General features: G+C 45.8%; 16 protein-coding genes. 7 read left to right on the top strand and 9 right to left on the bottom strand.

Annotated elements, in window-relative coordinates; genetic code table 11:
• Positions 1–133: 133 nt before the first annotated feature.
• From ORJ00_RS12005 to ORJ00_RS11990, 4 genes are read left to right on the top strand one after another with little or no spacing between them, the layout of a single operon-like run.
• Positions 134–1,195, top strand: a complete 1,062-nt coding sequence (locus ORJ00_RS12005; RefSeq protein WP_306139975.1) for an efflux RND transporter periplasmic adaptor subunit — start codon at positions 134–136, stop codon at positions 1,193–1,195.
• Complete coding sequence (locus tag ORJ00_RS12000) at positions 1,192–4,287, top strand: efflux RND transporter permease subunit (RefSeq protein ID WP_306139974.1); 3,096 nt, start codon at positions 1,192–1,194, stop codon at positions 4,285–4,287. Before ORJ00_RS12005 ends, ORJ00_RS12000 begins: the two co-directional genes overlap by 4 nt.
• A gap of 31 nt (positions 4,288–4,318) precedes the next feature.
• Complete coding sequence (locus ORJ00_RS11995; protein ID WP_306139973.1) at positions 4,319–5,680, top strand: ribonuclease J; 1,362 nt, start codon at positions 4,319–4,321, stop codon at positions 5,678–5,680.
• Between the two features lie 9 nt (positions 5,681–5,689).
• On the top strand, positions 5,690–6,850 hold the full coding sequence (locus ORJ00_RS11990) for a GNAT family N-acetyltransferase (RefSeq protein WP_305974458.1): 1,161 nt from the start codon (positions 5,690–5,692) through the stop codon (positions 6,848–6,850).
• A gap of 44 nt (positions 6,851–6,894) precedes the next feature.
• Here ORJ00_RS11990 and ORJ00_RS11985 read toward each other — a convergent pair whose 3' ends face one another.
• The 3 genes from ORJ00_RS11985 to yghU all read right to left on the bottom strand — a co-directional run bounded on the left by ORJ00_RS11985 (position 6,895) and on the right by yghU (position 8,423).
• The gene (locus tag ORJ00_RS11985) at positions 6,895–7,179 is read right to left on the bottom strand and encodes a cell division protein ZapA (RefSeq protein WP_306139972.1); all 285 of its coding nucleotides are present in this window, start codon (positions 7,177–7,179) and stop codon (positions 6,895–6,897) included.
• Entirely contained in the window at positions 7,179–7,379 is a 201-nt protein-coding gene (locus ORJ00_RS11980; protein WP_037055036.1) for a hypothetical protein, read from the bottom strand. The genes ORJ00_RS11985 and ORJ00_RS11980 overlap by 1 nt, the downstream gene beginning before the upstream one ends.
• 210 nt (positions 7,380–7,589) lie before the next feature.
• The gene (gene yghU / locus ORJ00_RS11975) at positions 7,590–8,423 is read right to left on the bottom strand and encodes a glutathione-dependent disulfide-bond oxidoreductase (protein ID WP_306138375.1); all 834 of its coding nucleotides are present in this window, start codon (positions 8,421–8,423) and stop codon (positions 7,590–7,592) included.
• A 270-nt stretch (positions 8,424–8,693) separates the two neighbouring features.
• Between yghU and ORJ00_RS11970 the strand changes: the two genes are divergently transcribed.
• Together ORJ00_RS11970 and kynU are read left to right on the top strand one after the other, a co-directional pair.
• Entirely contained in the window at positions 8,694–9,623 is a 930-nt protein-coding gene (locus ORJ00_RS11970; protein WP_051219942.1) for an alpha/beta hydrolase, read from the top strand.
• The gene (gene kynU, locus ORJ00_RS11965; RefSeq protein ID WP_306139971.1) at positions 9,620–10,867 is read left to right on the top strand and encodes a kynureninase; all 1,248 of its coding nucleotides are present in this window, start codon (positions 9,620–9,622) and stop codon (positions 10,865–10,867) included. Before ORJ00_RS11970 ends, kynU begins: the two co-directional genes overlap by 4 nt.
• A gap of 34 nt (positions 10,868–10,901) precedes the next feature.
• Here kynU and ORJ00_RS11960 read toward each other — a convergent pair whose 3' ends face one another.
• From ORJ00_RS11960 to ORJ00_RS11950, 3 genes are all read right to left on the bottom strand, one after another.
• Positions 10,902–11,501 carry a DUF938 domain-containing protein gene (locus ORJ00_RS11960; protein WP_305977899.1) on the bottom strand — a complete coding sequence of 200 codons (600 nt, stop codon included), beginning with the start codon at positions 11,499–11,501 and terminating at the stop codon, positions 10,902–10,904.
• 62 nt (positions 11,502–11,563) lie between these two features.
• Positions 11,564–12,295 (bottom strand): SGNH/GDSL hydrolase family protein, encoded by a 732-nt coding sequence (locus ORJ00_RS11955; RefSeq protein WP_306139970.1) that lies wholly within the window; start codon positions 12,293–12,295, stop codon positions 11,564–11,566.
• 148 nt (positions 12,296–12,443) lie between these two features.
• On the bottom strand, positions 12,444–12,728 hold the full coding sequence (locus ORJ00_RS11950) for a hypothetical protein (protein ID WP_306125609.1): 285 nt from the start codon (positions 12,726–12,728) through the stop codon (positions 12,444–12,446).
• Positions 12,729–12,903: 175 nt separating this feature from the next.
• On the opposite strand from ORJ00_RS11950, the gene ORJ00_RS11945 reads away from it, so the two are divergent.
• Positions 12,904–13,425, top strand: a complete 522-nt coding sequence (locus ORJ00_RS11945; protein ID WP_306139968.1) for a CIA30 family protein — start codon at positions 12,904–12,906, stop codon at positions 13,423–13,425.
• Between the two features lie 6 nt (positions 13,426–13,431).
• On the opposite strand, the gene ORJ00_RS11940 is transcribed toward ORJ00_RS11945, so the two are convergent.
• Genes ORJ00_RS11940 through ORJ00_RS11930 form a run of 3 tightly spaced genes read right to left on the bottom strand, consistent with a single transcriptional unit; the run spans position 13,432 to position 17,030 of the window.
• A complete protein-coding gene (locus ORJ00_RS11940; RefSeq protein ID WP_306139967.1) occupies positions 13,432–15,156 on the bottom strand; it encodes a potassium/proton antiporter in 1,725 nt (574 codons plus the stop codon).
• Between the two features lie 18 nt (positions 15,157–15,174).
• A complete protein-coding gene (gene pyrF, locus ORJ00_RS11935) occupies positions 15,175–15,879 on the bottom strand; it encodes an orotidine-5'-phosphate decarboxylase (RefSeq protein ID WP_306139966.1) in 705 nt (234 codons plus the stop codon).
• A 14-nt stretch (positions 15,880–15,893) separates the two neighbouring features.
• Complete coding sequence (locus ORJ00_RS11930) at positions 15,894–17,030, bottom strand: N-acetylglucosaminyl transferase (RefSeq protein ID WP_306139964.1); 1,137 nt, start codon at positions 17,028–17,030, stop codon at positions 15,894–15,896.
• Between the last annotated feature and the right edge of the window lies 1 nt (position 17,031).

Here is a 17,031-nt window from a genome sequence, read left to right as displayed (position 1 = left end):
GGTAGGCGTTATGTCCACCTAACGTTTTATAAAGGTTGTTCATCGTGTATGAGCAGCCTTTTTTGATCAGAATACGCATAAAACCGTATAGTTGCCGGTTAAGACAACATTCATTCTAATAAAAGGACGCCTAATGCCGTTTACACGCTTTGTTGTAGTGCTTTTTTCAATTTTACTGTTCAGTGCTTTTAGCACTTTTGCGCAGGTTAGAGGGGCAGGCCGAGTCACTCAAGTGATTACAGCACCTATTAGCTTTGAACAACAAGCCAGCAGAGTTGAAGCGGTTGGAACGGCAGAAGCACTACAATCTGTAGTGGTATATCCAGCGGTTGGAGATAAAGTTACTGCGGTCAATTTTGTGCCGGGTCAGTTGGTTAACAAAGGGGATGTACTGCTAGAGCTGGATTCCAGACGTCAGCAAGTGGCCGTTGACAGAGCAACTATTCAGTTGGCAGATGCAAACCGAACCCTTACCCGGCTGCAAGCCAGTCGTAAGCAGGGCGCAATCGCCCAAAGTGAATTGGATGACGCCATTACTGCGCGAGACTTAATGCAAGTGCAATTAACCGAAGCGTTAACTGAACGCCAGGACAGAGCGGTGCGGGCGCCTTTCACTGGCATTGCCGGGCTTACCGACGTCGAGCAAGGCGACCGTATAAACCAGCAAACGGCAATCACCACTATCGATAACCGTGAACAACTGTTAATAAATTTTAGTGCGCCCGAAGCGGCACTTACCATTTTGCAAGGTAATGCTCATGTTGAATTGGCACCATGGCATGCACAAGAGCTGCGTATCAAAGCAAAAATTCAACAGATTGACTCGCGCATTGACAGTGTTAACCGCAGTATTCGTGTGCGCGCATTATTAGATAACCGTGCAGATATATATCGCCCGGGTATGAGCTTTCGCGTCATCATGCAGTTAGCTGGAGAAGAATATCCTGTTGTTCCTGAAGCTGCGTTGTTGTGGGGAGCAACCAGTGCCTATGTGTGGTTAGCAGAAAATGGCGTTGCTAAACGGGTTGATGTACAAATAAAGCAGCGATTAGCAGGACGTTTATTGGTGTCTGGTGCACTTAAACTGGGTGATGAGCTAATTGTTGAGGGCGTTCAGACCTTGCGTGAAGGTCAGGCAGTTAAAGCCGCTGTGCCTGCAGCGGCAAATAATGTGCTTTCGGACGGTGCATTATGAGCAAGCCCCTACCACAGAATGATTTGCCATCATTGTCTATTCGTCGACCGGTTTTAATTGTCGTATTAAATTTACTGATTATTATTGCTGGCTTTGCTGCTCTTAATGCCATAGAAGTGCGCGAACTTCCAGACGTTGACCGGCCTATTGTGTCAGTTACGGCAGCGTTTCCTGGTGGCTCGCCCGAAACAGTTGATACTGAAGTTACCAGTAAATTAGAAGGTGCTGTTGCCCGTGTCAGTGGCGTTAAGTCAATAAATGCGTCCAGTGAAGAGGGCAGTTCACGGGTAAGGGTTGAATTTCGCCCAGGTATCAATCTTGATGATGCCGCCAATGAAACCCGTGAGGCGGTAAGCCGTGTACAACGTGAATTACCCGAAGGGGTCGAGCGTCTGGCTATTATTAAAGCCGACAACGATGCTGAAGCAGTGGTCAGCTTGGCGGTGTCCAGCGAAACGCTAGATTTAGAAACACTTACTGAGCGCGTAGAAACCGACTTAGCACCCTTATTTTTAAGTATTCCAGGCGTTGCTGATGTTCGCCTCAACGGTGACCGGGAGCGGGTGCTGCGGGTGCTTCTCGATCCACTTCGCTTAACCAGTTTTAATCTTGCGGTAACCGATGTGGCAGCCGCGCTGCGTCAGGCGCCTTTTGATGTGCCTGCAGGCAGTATGAAGTCAACGGATCAGCAGCTTATTGTCCGTGCTGACGCAACATCGATTACCGCTGAACAAGTGGCCGACATCATTGTTAGCGGTAACACCCGGGTTGGCGATGTCGCTACGGTGTATTTTGGCCCGGCTGATGCACAAAGCTTAGTGCGGCTGGATGGTAAACCCGTCGTGGGCTTGGGTGTAATTCGTCAGGCGCGCTCTAATACCATAGAAATTTCTGATGAAGTGCTTGCCATGGTTGCCCGACTGGAAAGTCGTTTTCCGGAATTAGTTATTCAGGTTACCTCAGATGATGCTGAATTTATCCGGGGCTCTGTAAAAGAAGTTATTACCTCTTTGCTATTAACCATTGCGTTGGTTGTGGCGACACTCTGGCTATTTATTGGCTCAGGGCGAGCCACCATAGTGCCAGCCTTGTCCATACCCGTGTCGCTAATTGGCGCCGTGGCTGCAATTTGGTTAATGGGTTTCTCAATAAATATTCTCACCTTGCTGGCATTGGTGCTCGCTACCGGGTTAATCGTTGATGATGCCATTGTGGTGACAGAAAACATTCAACGTCGTCGTAGCATGGGGCTAGGCGCCAGAGCGGCGGCGGTTATTGGTACACGTGAGGTGTTCTTCGCTGTAGTGGCGACAACGGCGGTACTGGTTGCTGTTTTTGTTCCCATAGCGTTTTTACCGTCAACTGCAGGGCGCTTATTCCGCGAGTTTGGCGGTGTGCTGGCCATTGCAGTAATTATTTCATCGTTCGTGGCGTTATCACTGGTACCGGCATTAACGGCGCGATTACCGTTAAAACAAGGTAGTAAAAATGTATTTTCTGGTGTTGGCAATAAGGTGCTTAACCTCTATCAGCGCAGCTTACATGTTGCGCTAGATAAAGCATGGTGGGTATTTATAGCTTGTTTGGTGGCAGCAGGTTCAGCAATAAGTCTTTACACTGTGCTTGATAACGAACTGATGCCTTCTGAAGATCGCGGTACCATACGAATTTTTGCCCGCGGGCCTGATGGTGTAGGGCTTAATTTCATGGACCGTCAGGCTGATAAAATGGAAGACATTTTGTTGCCGTACGTTAACGGTGGCGATATTGATTCTATTTACACGGTTGTAGGGCAATGGGATCCTAATTTAGTTTTTATTACGGTGCCACTGAAAAACTGGAGTGAGCGTGAACGGTCGCAGCAAGAGATTATTGCAGAAATAAGTCAGCCACTGGGCGCTATTCCCGGCGCGCCTGCTCGGGCGTTTGGTTCAAATAGCCTTAACTTGCGTGGTCAAGGCGGTGGTTTGGAATTAGCTTTAACTGGCGAAAGCTATACCGGTATTTTTGCCGCAGCGCAGGCCTTTTCAAAAGTCATTCAGCAAGAAATGCCTGCACTTGGGATGCCACGTATTTCGTATCAGCCGACACAGCCACAGCTTAGGGTAAACATTGACCGGCGCCGGGCGGAAGAGCTTGGAGTGAAGCTGTCCGACATTGCAACTACGTTACGCGTTGCTATTAATGGCGATGATTTAGCTGATTTAAATGTGGGCGATCAAGCTATTCCGGTGATATTGCAAGCAGTAACCTCGCAGGTACAAGACCCTACTGATTTAGCTAACCTTTACGTTGGTTCCAGCAACGGCGGTTTAGTGCCGCTATCAAGTTTAGCCACGATTTCAGAAGAAGGTGTTGCGGCCGAATTAGAACGACAGGCGCAGCGCCGTGCCATTGAAATGGAAATGGAATTACCTGAAGAACTGCCTATTCAAATCGCAGTTGAGCAATTAAGAGCCTTGGCAGAGCAACACTTGCCAGCCAATATCGGCCTGGTATTTTTGGGTGAGGCGCAAACCTTTGAAGAAACCGCGCGAGAAGTAACACTGACCTACGTGTTGGCGTTTATTATCGTGTTGTTGGTGCTAGCAGCACAATTTGAAAGCCTAAACAGTGCTGTTGTTGTAATGGCGACAGTACCTTTTGGCATTGCAGCGGCATTATTTGCGTTATTTCTTACCGGTACGTCAATCAATATATACTCTCAAATAGGTTTGGTAATGTTGATCGGTTTGCTGGCAAAAAATGCTATTCTGCTGGTCGAATTTGCTGATCAACTTCGAGATCAAGGTTATAGCGTAAGAGAGGCGGTAGAAAATGCAGCCAGTATTCGCTTGCGGCCCATTACCATGACATTGTTGTCGACGTTACTCGGCGGTTTACCATTGATTTTATCTAGCGGAGCAGGCGCTGAAGCCCGCAATGCCATTGGTTGGGTAGTTTTTGGTGGCTTAGGTATTGCTGTTATTTTTACGCTGTATTTAACACCGGTATTGTATTTAGCTTTGGCCAGGTTCGCCAAACCCCGGGCCGATGAGAACAAACGCCTTGAAACTGAATTAGACGAAGCCGAGCAGCTAGAACAACGCTAAGGAGACGATTATTACCAGCATTCGCCCTGTTGTGACACCCGGCAATGCCGATCTGTGGTTTTTGCCATTGGGAGGCACGGGTGAAATAGGCATGAATCTTAACTTGTATGGCCATGCTGGCCGCTGGTTAATGGTAGATTGCGGCGTTACCTTTAATAGTCCGTTAACGCCGCAGAGAAGTGCAGCGCACACTAGCACTGAACTTGCCGAGGTTGTGACAGCCGATCCGGCGTTTATTTGCGATCAAGTCGACAATTTGTGTGGCATTGTTATTACGCATGCGCATGAAGATCATATTGGTGCCTTACCTCATTTATGGCCGCGTTTTAAATGCCCGGTTTACACCACACCTTTTACTGCTGAAATTCTGCGGCGCAAACTTAATGGTACTGGTCTTCTGGAAAAAATGCCGATCATTGAGGTGCAAAGTGGCGACACCATTAATATTGGCCCATTTAACCTGATTTGGTTGGCCATCACGCATTCTATTCCTGAGCCACATGCGCTAATAATTAAAACTGCTGCTGGCAGTGTGTTTCATACTGCAGATTGGAAAATGGATGCCAGCCCAATACTCGGGCGAGCGTTTAAACCAGCGGTATTTAAACGTTTGGCACAGCAAAATATTACCGCAATGGTGTGTGATTCAACGAACGCACTTCGCAGCGGTTTTTCCGTATCAGAAGCGGATTGTGCTGCGGCGTTGCTACACGTTATCTCATCAGCAAAGGCTAGAGTGGTGGTAACCGGTTTTAGCTCTAATGTTGGCAGGCTAATTTCACTGGCGCGCATAGCGGTTAAAACCGGTCGCTATTTAGCGTTATTAGGCCGCTCATTAGACAATATGGTGGGTGCCGCTCGTGCAACCGGACATTGGCCTGAAGATCTTATTGTGATTGATGCACAACATGTAGGTTACTTACCCAAGCATGAAGTTTTGGTTGTTGCAACGGGTTCACAAGGTGAGCCCAGAGCAGCACTTAGCCGTTTGGCCGATGACCGACATCCGCTGTTGTTATTAGAGCAAGAAGATTTAGTTATTTTTAGCTCCATTATTATCCCCGGTAACGAGATGTTAATTGCACGGTTGGTAGAGAAGTTTAAAGCGCGCCATATTACAACCATGCAAAGCCACGATACTGACTTACCTATTCATGTGTCCGGTCATCCTAATGGCGCAGAGCTTGATTTACTGTACCGTTGGGTACAACCCAAAATAGCGGTACCCACCCATGGCGAGGCAGCACATTTAGCCGAAAATGCCAATATAGCCAGGGCTGCAGGTGTGCAAATACAACTGTGTGGACAAAATGGTGATTTATTTGAGCTGGCACCGAACCCCAGGCTGTGGCCTGGTTATGCCAAAGTAGGCCGTTTAGCGGTAAACCGCTAGGGAGCACAATTGCAGTTACATATACTGTCTTCCATTACCGAGGTAAGCCAAACCAGCTGGGATGCGCTATTCGATAGCCAGTATCCGTTTTGTCGTTACGCGTTTTTGCATGCATTAGAGCAGGGTGGCAGTGTCGATACCGCCACGAGTAAACACCAAACCGGCTGGCAGACCATGCATTTACTGCTTAAACAAGATGACACCCTCATTGCAATAATGCCGGCGTATTTAAAACAGCATTCTTATGGTGAATACTTCTTTGATTGGCAATTCGCAAAAGCGTATCAGCAATACCAACTGCCGTTTTACCCTAAACTAATTAACGCTATTCCATTTACACCAGCCCAAGGGCCACGTATTGCTATTGCACCCGGGGCTGTGCGCTCAGACGTGTTAACCATTCTACAGCAAGCCATCCGTCAATTAATGTTGCAGCTAAAACTCAGTCAGTTTCAAAGCCTGTACGTCGCCCCAGACGACAGGGCGGTTTTTCAAACGGGTGACTATCTCGAACGCTACGATGTGCAATTTCAGTGGCATAATAATCATTATCTTGATTTTAATGCCTTTTTAGCCGCGCTTAGCTCACGTAAACGCAAACAAATTCGCAAAGAGCGAAGCGTAGTAGAACAGCAAGGTGTTGTTATAAAAACCCTTTCAGGCACTGAGCTGGATGCTGATTTTTGGTCATCGTTTTATCAGTTTTACTGTGCCACCTATTTTAAGCGCTCAGGTCATCAGGGCTATATTAGTCTGGACACCTTTTCACTATGGGGCCAGCATCTTGCCGATAGCATTGTTGTTTTTGCCGCTTATGCTGCACAGCAGTTAGTCGCAGCGTCGTTGTGCTTTCGCTCAGATGATACGCTTTATGGTCGCTATTGGGGCTGTTCTGCCGATTATGACCGGCTGCATTTTGAATGCTGTTATTACAGTGGTATAGAGTATTGTATTGCACAGCAATTAAGTTTTTTTGATGCGGGGGCCCAGGGTGAACACAAATTGCAGCGCGGGTTTAAGCCAGTGGTACGCCATGCATTTTACGATATTGCCCCTACAATGCTGTCTGAAGCGGTAACGCGTTACTGCAATGAAGAGCGCCAAAGCATTTTGCAGTACGTAGACCAGGCCAGTGACTTATTACCGTTTGCCAAAAAAGCCGATAATTGATGCGTATCACATTACTGGCATCTTATGGTTACGTTTCTGCTGTTTTAACTATCCGGTTGTGTCTTTAGGTGCTGCAATAATGTTACTAGCCGTTGTTTGTCATCTGCGTTTTGCTGCTTAATTTGACTCAGTTCATGCAGGGTATTTATAGCACTGAGCACTAGCAGTTGATCTCTGTTTGCCAGTGGAGACTGCGCTCGCATTGCTGACACATTTTCATCAAGCACGTTTGCCAGCAACTGCAAAGCAGCTTGCTGGCCTGGTGGTGCTTTAAACTGATATTCCCGCCCAAGCACTGTTATCGTCAGGGCATTTTGCTGCACCGACATTAGTTATTTCCGGCCTGAACAGTTTCCAGCAGTGTTTTTATCCGTGCCGCATCAGTATTTTGTTGCTCTTCTTTTTCCATAACATCTAGCTGCAGCAATTCATGCTGTTCAGTTAATGTTGCCAGTTGTTGTTTAAGTTGGGTGTTTTTTTGAAGCAGGTTTTGTACTGCTGTTTCCAGCTCGCTAATCAAGGTAGTCATCTGTAATTCCAAAACAGAAATAAAGGGCTGGCACCATACTGAATTTAACGGTGCAACTCCAGTGAAAACGTGGGATCCAGCGCTGAATGCTTACTAAAACAACAAGCGTCGAAAAAGCCAGCAATCTTTGTTCGGCGCACACTGACATTAGCGCAAATTACTACAGCGGCCTTTGGTTGGAGGCCGCGAATTTTGAGAGGTTAAAATAGGCTACAGCTTAAATTCGTCGAAATCGGCAGCGCTGTGACGTTCAGCCATTTGTGGGCCATCACCAAAGGCACGGTTAACTAAATAGCCGCGTTTTACTGCCGGACGCTCATCTATCTGTTTAGCCCAGCGCAGCAGGTTAGGGTATTGCTCTACCGCCAAAAACTCAGCCGCGTTATAAAGCCGGCCTAACACTAAACCACCATACCAGGGCCAAATAGCCATATCGGCTATACTGTACTCATCACCAGCAATATAGTTATGGTTCGCCAGTTGTTTATCTAATACATCCAATTGGCGCTTCACTTCCATAGCGTAACGATTAATTGGATATTCAAATTTTTCCGGCGCGTAGGCATAGAAATGGCCAAAGCCGCCACCTAAAAACGGTGCGCTACCCATCTGCCAGAATAGCCAGTTCATCACTTCCGTACGTTTTGCCACATCGGTTGGCAGGAAAGCGCCAAATTTCTCGGCCAGATAGAGTAAAATTGAACCGGATTCAAATACCCGGTTCCCGCTGATGGTATCCAACAACGCCGGTATTTTGCTATTAGGGTTAATGTCGACGAAACCACTACTGAACTGATCGCCATCGCCAATATTGATTAACCAGGCATCATATTCAGCTTCGTCAAACCCCGCTTCGAGCAGCTCTTCAAACATAATGGTTACTTTAACACCGTTCGGTGTCGCCAAAGAGTACAGCTGAAACGGCTGTGTGCCGCGAGGTAACGCTTTATCGTGTGTTGCACCAGATACCGGGCGGTTAATATTGGCAAACTGGCCACCGTTTTGGCTATCCCAGGTCCAAACTTTAGGGGGACTATAAGACATAATGTTTCCTTATTTCGTTTCATGGGGTAGTGCGCGTTGTACTAAGTTGCAAACAGGCATTAACTTCTAATCAGATATTGGCTTTGGGTGTTAGCTTTACAAGGCCATACAAGCTTTAATAAATGATGTTTTCGCTCTAAGACATAGTTAATTTGAATATCACAAGCATAAAAGCCGCCATACTTTGGCGCAAAGTATTGACGCACCAAAAACTTTTGAGCAACATATACAACTTACGATAACAGTCTGATTATTGGAATAAAACGGACTATGCAACAGAGATGGCTAAGTGCTAAAACCCCTTTTTCGTTGCTGCATAGCACCTTATTGTCAGCGCTACTATTACTAGGCGGTTGTGCTATACCCGTTGTAAAAAAATCAACAACACTCAGTTTACCTACAGCTGCTACACCGCTTAATAATGTCAGTTACTCCAGTGTAATAGCACTGCCGTATGAAGATCGCAGTATCAAACTGGCGTATAACAGCACCCCTTTACAATTTGGCCAGTTATATTTACCGGTTGATAAAGCCACCAATAGCCTGAAGAGCGCAGCTGGAATACCACTGGTTATCTTTATTCATGGTGGTTGTTGGTTAAATGCTTACGATATTTCACACAGCAATGCCTTTAGTCAGGCCATTTCTGCAGAAGGTTATGCGGTGTGGTCATTAGAGTACCGCCGTACAGGTGACGAAGGTGGTGGTTGGCCAGGCAGTTTAACAGACATCAAACAAGGTATCGCTTTCGCTCAAGCGTCGTTGCCACAATATGGCGTTGATACATCGCGGATTGTAATAAGCGGGCACTCTGCCGGTGGCCAGCTGGCATTATTAGCGGGCAGCCAAATAAAGGGGGCAGGTATTGTAGGCGTTATTGGCCTGGCGGCTATAACCGACATGCCAACTTACGCAAGCGGCAGTAACAGTTGTCAAAGCGCAACGGCTCAGTTTATGGGCGGCGCCTACAGCGATTTGGCACAGCAATATCAGCAAGCCAGCCCAAACCAGCAGCTTATGCACCCTGCAACATTATTATTGCAAGGCAGCAACGATAATATTGTGCCGCCAAGCCAGGCCAGCCAAAGCGGTATTCCTTATAAGATGGTCGAAAACGCCGGGCACTTTGATTGGATCCATCCGCAAACTACTGCGTATAAGCAGTTTGTTATTTCACTGCAGGAGCTATTACCACTTTGAATACGCCATTAGGTATAACCCAGTTAGAACAATTTGACGCACAAGACAGCCTTGCGGCAAAACGCGATGCCTTTGTTTTGCCGCCCAATACCATTTATTTAGATGGTAACTCGCTTGGTGCAATGCCAAAGGTGGCCGCGACACGTGCACAAGACGTTTTAGCCACTCAGTGGAGCCAGGACTTAATTAAAAGCTGGAACAGCCATAGCTGGATTGATTTACCCGGCACGGTAGGTGAAAAAATTGCAAGGCTAATTGGTGCTTCACCCGGGCAGGTAATTAGCTGTGACTCCACGTCGGTTAATTTATTTAAAGTGTTAAGCAGCGCCATGTTGCTTCAACAAGGTAGAAAGATTGTGGTGTCTCAAGCTGGCAATTTCCCTACCGATCTTTATATGGTTGAAGGCTTATCCAGTTTATTGGGCCAGCAAAATTGCCAGCTCCAGCTAGTAGACAATAACGAATTAGAAAGTGCATTAACCGAACACGTAGCGGTATTAATGCTTACACATGTTGATTTTCGCAGTGGCCGCTTGCTTGATATGCAGCGCCTTACGCAACTGGCACACGAAAAAGGCATTTTAGTTATTTGGGACCTAGCCCACAGCGCGGGGGCATTACCCATTGAGCTTGATGCGTGCAATGTCGACTTTGCCGTGGGCTGTGGTTACAAATACCTCAATGGCGGCCCGGGTGCACCGGCATTTTTATATGTTGCCAAGCGCCATCAAGCTGATGTCGTACAACCACTGTCTGGCTGGATGGGGCATAAAACCCCGTTTAGTTTTGACAACAAGTACGATAAAGCGCCAGGGATCGAGCAATACCTTACCGGCACACCTGCCATCTTATCGATGAGTGTATTAGATGCCGCACTTGATGTATTTAGTGATGTCGATATGAGCACACTCAGACAAAAGTCATTGGCACTTAGCAACAGTTTTCATCAATTAGTAAAACAACACGATGCATTGGCCGAGCTAACGCTTCTAACGCCGTTATCTGCAGCAGAGCGGGGTAGTCAGCTAGCCTATCAGCACCCTAAAGCCTATGCTTTGTGTCAGGCGTTAATAAAGCGTGGGGTGATTGCTGACTTCAGAGCGCCGGACATACTTCGCTTAGGTTTTACGCCGCTGTATTTGCGCTATATCGACATTTTGCATGCAGTAGAGATCCTGGCTGATATTGTTAGCAGTAATGAGTATTTAAAACCTGAATACGCAGTGCTTCATAAAGTTACCTAGCAACTATCTGAAAAAACTAGTGTTTATGGAGTTTTCAGTTTGCTTTAAACCAAAGTAGTTGATTATTGGCTGGCATAGCAACATCGTGTATCAAATGAAAACCTTGTTGTTTAGCCAGCGTTAACACCGCCTCAATGTCTCTTATGCCCATAGCAGCGCTGCGCTGCTTTAGTGAAAAATCAAATCTGGCATTACTGTCACTGGTAAATTTTCCGGCATATTTAAACGGGCCGTATATACACAGTGTGGCATCTGCTGTTGTTAAGGCACCTATCTGCGCAAAAAACTGTTCAACCACAGGCCAGGGCATTATGTGTAGGGTGTTTGCACTAAATACGGCATCAAACTTCTGCTGCAATATAAGTTGCTCGCTTACATCAAATAGCAGCGGTGAAGGTAAGTTAGCTAATGCCGCCAGCTGTATTCTTCGCGATAGATCGCTCAGATAGATACTTTGATCCGACGTTTGCCAGGTTAAATGGGTTAATGCAGTAGCAAAATACTCGGCATGCTGGCCAGTGCCACCGCCAACCTCAAGTACAAGCGAACAGCCCTGCAATGCTTGCTGTAAAACAGATAGGATAGGGGCTTTGTTATTTTCACAAGCTTGAGAAAAAGGTAAATCGTTCAACATAGTTACTCATTGTGATTAAGATGGTTAAATACACGTAACCATTATTATTTTTGCCAGTGTGCTTATTTAGTATTAACAATACGCTCAATAGCATCAAAAACGAGCTGTGCCCAAATTTTACAACCTGACTCAGACGGATGAAAACCATCGGCAGCAAACATATCAGCCGTAAATGGTAAATCACTATATACCAGCTGTGCTTTAGGCCAGTTACTTAACTCGGTTGCCAGTGCCTGATTGAGCATCGCGGCTTTTAAACCTAGCCAGTAATTAAGCGGTGTGGGTAAAGCAGTGAAGTGTTGCATAGGGGGAATAGCGCTAAACAATACATAGGGGTTAGTAAAATCGGTGGCCAGTCTGCTTAGTAATACTCGGATCTGCTTTTGAAATTCAGCCTTGCTGCGCCGCGCCGTAACATCATTCACACCAATGGATACAACAACCACATCCAGCTTATATACCGCATTTGGATGTGAGTAACTCTGTTGTAATAAGGTGTTTAAGCCCGCGCTATCCAGGCCGGTTTTCGCGACAAGTTGCCAATTTACCTGATAACGCTCTGCCAGCAGGTCAACTAATTGCCCGCAAAAGGCCTGTTCTTGCTGTGATAGCCCAACGCCTGCAGCTGCAGAGTCGCCGCAAATTAACAAGCGCAACGGCTCGCCATTACCCAACATGCCGCTTCGACGACCTAACGCTTCAGGTAAGTACAAAGCACGTTTTCGTGCACGCTTTGCTTGCCATAACAGCAGTGGCCCGCAGAGCAGGGTAAGCAGAAGCCAACGTATAATCATTATTTAGAATTTATGTCCCATTTTTAAAACGCTTAGCATACTATCAAGTTCAAAGAGCTGCATCATTAGTCGATATAAATTAAATTAATAACCAATTTAACATAATATACATTATGGGCCATTTAGTGTTAGGTGATGAAGCGTGCTTTTATGGCGCTATTTTCTGTTTTCTTACCCAATCAACATGTTGGCTTATGCTGCTATCTGCTTGTAGCTGCTGCAAACTGTTAAATTGCTTTGCCAGTGTCATTTCATCGTACAGCGTGTGAATACCTTTGTGGCATAACCTACACAGCATTACGCCTTGCTGTAACTGCGCTTTGTCGAAATGCTTTTTATAATACGTTCGCCGGTGCATTTTGCGTGGTATTAAATGATGAAACGTTAATGCGCATTGCCGTTCACACAGCTGACACTGATTTATTTTGCTCATGTAGTTTATCCCGCTAATCAGCGCTTAGCATCCGAGAACTGATTAAGTGTATTTACCGTATACCCAATTTAAATATATGTAGCTACCTAATATGAAGATCAGCACTTGTCGGTTTATTGTGTCATTAGTTTTTGCCGTAACCGTTAGCCTTAGTGTATCTGCCAAGGATCTGGAAATGAGTAAACCTGTTCAGCTCGACTTTATTAACAACGACCATTTCAGCCGGCTATTTTTGGTTCATGACACGGTTATGGGCGGACGCTCACAAGGCAGCGTGACTAAAACTGCCGATGGCAATGCGGTGCTGTTTTATGGCGAATTATCGCTGGAAAACAATGGCGGCTTTGCTTCTGTTGAGTTTCGTTTGCAACAAAAGCTGCCAGCAAAAACGTTTACGCAGGTATCGCTAAACGCTGCGGCAGACAATCGCACTTACCAACTACGCTTGAAAACGCCTTATATTCCACAAGGTGTTGCGTATGTGACTGAATTTAATACCACCAGTGAATTGCGCGATTATTACTTTGACAGTGCTGCTTTTGAAGGCCGATACCGCGGTCGTAAAATAACTAATCTGCCTGCTCTTAACTTTTACGATATTATTCAGATTAGTGTGATGCTAGCGGACAAAAAAACTGGCCCGTTTCAAATTGAACTTCATCACATAAGCTTTAGTACTGACAATAAGACACAGTAAAGCCGGTTATTGCTCAACCGGCTTAATACCCACCTGTGTTGCTTCGCCTATTTCATTAACCTGACGTACTGTTAGCAGTAAACTGTCCAGTTTTACCTGATCACCTATTACAACCCGGCGGTGGAATCGCTTAGTTATGTATTGGGCTAAGGTCTGTATTTTATCTTCATTACCAAAGTCTATGGTGTAGAAGCCATCTAAATCACTTAGGCTAACTGAGCCATTTAGCACAAAGTCACCAAAGAAGTTGCTGTTTGTCAGAACAGATTTTTCAGCGTCGTTGGCTAAAATTTCACTGATTTTAGTAACATGCATTAGTTTAGCTAACACCATTAAGGTGTCTTTAGCATTAAATACCGGTTTTTTCTCTGGCAGTATCCATTCGCCATCGCGTATTACGCCTAAAAACTGAATAGGCTGCTTAAATTTTAAATCCTGCCAGCTAAGAGCCAGTACCGGTGATGTATCGGTGACTTTAAACGCCAACACTTCCATCACATCGTTACTGGGTACTGCGTCAAGCGGCATGGCTTGATCCGGCGCAAGCTCAGCAGGCACTTCCAGTTTTAGCCAGCGTGCTACAGGCACAATGCTCCAACCTTGTACCACTAGTGAAACAATTACTACAACAAAGGCCACATCGAAATAAAGATGTTCATCTGGCATCCCCGCCAGCCATGGAAATAACGCCAGGATAATGGGTACCGCACCGCGCAGTCCAACCCAACTGATAAAGAGTTGATCACGTGCGGGAAAACGAAACGGAATTAAACTTAAAAATACGGCTATAGGCCTGGCAATAAAGATAAGTACAGCCGCCAGAATTAATGCGGGAACCAGGTGATTCATCAAATTACTTGGCACCACCAATAACCCTAGCATCAAAAACATGCTGATTTGGCTGATCCAGGCTAAGCCGTCGTGCATGCGCAGAATATGGATAATTTGCGGCAACCTGGCGTTACCCACTAAATAGCCCATTAAATAAACCGCTAAAAATCCACTACCGCCAAAGGTATTAGTTGCTGCATAGATAAAAATACAACTGGCAACGGCCAGTAGCGGGAAAAAAGCGAAACTTAACGGCAGTTTTCTGCATAAAAAGACGAACACACGCCCTGCCCCAAAACCCATAATGCCCCCTACAGCGGCTTGCTGCAGAAAGGTTCGTCCAACTTCCCAACTTAACGTTTGTCCTTCAGCCAATACGCCAACTAAGGTCAGGGTTAGAATTACCGCCATGGGATCATTACTACCCGACTCTATTTCCAGTGTTGAGGCAACACGGTCTTTAATACGCAGCCCTTGCGACTGAAAAATAGAAAATACCGCTGCGGCATCGGTTGAGCTAAGAATAGCGCCCAACAATAATCCCTGCAGTAGCGTCATATTAAGCAAATAGGCTGCAGCAACGCCGATAATACCGCAAGTAAGCACCACACCGACCGTTGCCAGCATTGATGCCGGTGCTAACGCGACTCTGAACCGTTCTGGATGGGTGCGCATACCACCGTCAAACAAAATGATGACTAACGCAATGGAGCCGATAAAAAATGCAACCTGGGGATTGTTGAATTGAATACCTACCAGACCTTCTTCACCGGCTAACATACCAATAATAAGGAAAAGTAATAGCATTGGCGCGCCAAGACGCGCCGAAATTAAGGTTGCAATGATGCTGATAATAAAAAGAAAGCCGCCAACTAATATCGCGAGGTTTATACCATCCAACGTGTACCTCCTGATTAATTAAGCGATTGAAATCTCCCGAACTATGTCGTTTAAAGCATCTAATGGCACCGCGGCTTTCGTAATTGGCCGGCCGATAACCATGAAGTCAACGCCTGCTGACAACGCTTGTAATGGCGTCATCACGCGTTTTTGATCATCCTGGCTACTGCTAGCCGGGCGAATGCCTGGTGTTACCAAACAAAATTCTTTACCAAATTGTTGCTTTAATAGTGTAGCTTCCTGAGCGGAACACACCACACCATCAAGCCCGGCATTTTTGGTTAGCGAGGCTAATTTAACCACTTGCTGCTGCGGTGTCAGCATAATACCTAACTCAGTTAAATCGCTTTGCTCCATGCTGGTTAATACAGTTACTGCAATAAGATATGGTTTTTCAGTGCCATAGGATACCAAAGATTCACGTGCAGCGTTCATCATTTTGCTACCACCACTAGCATGAACATTTACCATCCATACACCTAAATCGGCGGCAGCTTTAACTGCTTTTGCTACGGTGTTAGGAATATCATGGAATTTTAGATCTAAAAACACATCAAAACCGCGTTGTTGCAATGTAGTGACAAATTGAGGGCCAAAGTGAGTAAACATCTCCTTGCCCACTTTTAAACGACACAAGCTAGGATCAAGCTGACTAACCAAATTTAATGCGCTGGCTTGCTGTTCGAAATCAAGCGCGACAACCACTGGGGTTTGACAAGACATGTATTTTCCTTTAACTAACGACCGTCAATACCACTAATGGGTTCAACCATTTCCCATTGCTGACATGACGGACACAACCAATATTGTTTGCGGGTTTTAAAGCCACAATTGCGACAGCTGTATAACGATTTCTTGTCCAGATAAGCGTTAACCAATTCTTTTACCGAGGATAACACTTCCGCCGCTGGAGCAGACTGCTGCTGGCGGATCTGCAGCAATTGTTGGAATAATCGAATGCTAGGCTGTTGTTTTAACTTATCTAATAAAAACTGTTCAGCGGCGGTAGCTGAGCCATGCTCTGTTAGCCAGCTGGCCAATAATACCACAGCGGTAATATTGTGGTGTTTATTAGCAAGTTTACTTAGTAGTTGGTACCACTCTTCGTCAGCTAATTCACACTGTTGTAATAATGGTAGTAAATCAGCGCTCCACTGGGGTTTGTGCTCAACAAGATACAATAAGGCTGATTTAGCCAAAGAGATGTCATGCAACGACAAAGCGAGTTGCGCTAACTCGTACTTTGGCCGAATAGCAGTTGGATAATGCTCTGTAAGCTGCAGCACCTGTTTAGTGTCTAGCTGAGACTGGCTTTTCAGCGCTTCAATTTGCATGTTTGCTTGCGCGATACGTAAAGACTTAGATGTTGTATTGTCTACCGCAGCACTATACTGGCTGGCCTTTTGCCACTCATGGGTTGCAATAAAAATGCTAAACAGTTGTTTAAGCGCAATCTCAGCTAACGCTGGAGACTTTACCAAATCAACCAGCAGTTTTTCAGCGCGATCATACAATCCTGCTGAAAAATAATCTTTTGCCAGCTCGAACTGGATCTGTTGGGCTTGCGGCTTAGGTAGTTTAAGTTGGTGTAGTTTCTCATGAATACGAATGGCTTTATCCCAATCGCCTTTGCGACGGAATAAATTTGCCAATGCCAGATAGGTTTCAATCGTCGCAGCTTCAATATCAAGCAGCTCAAGCAACTGCTCAATAGCCTTGTCTTCTTGATCGGTTAATAAAAAATTTAAACCAGACGATAAATTGCGGGTAATGCTTGCGCGACCCTTAAGTTCTTTGTGCTTGACGCTGTTGCGCCCCATAAACCAACCATAGGCCGCTGCTACCGGTAATAACAAAAACAGCAGCTCTAACATA

The sequence above is a fragment of the Rheinheimera baltica genome (genome assembly GCF_030731985.1).
Taxonomy (GTDB): domain Bacteria; phylum Pseudomonadota; class Gammaproteobacteria; order Enterobacterales; family Alteromonadaceae; genus Alishewanella; species Alishewanella baltica.
Note: the sequence above shows the minus strand (reverse complement) of the source record. Positions and strands in the feature narration are given on the sequence as shown.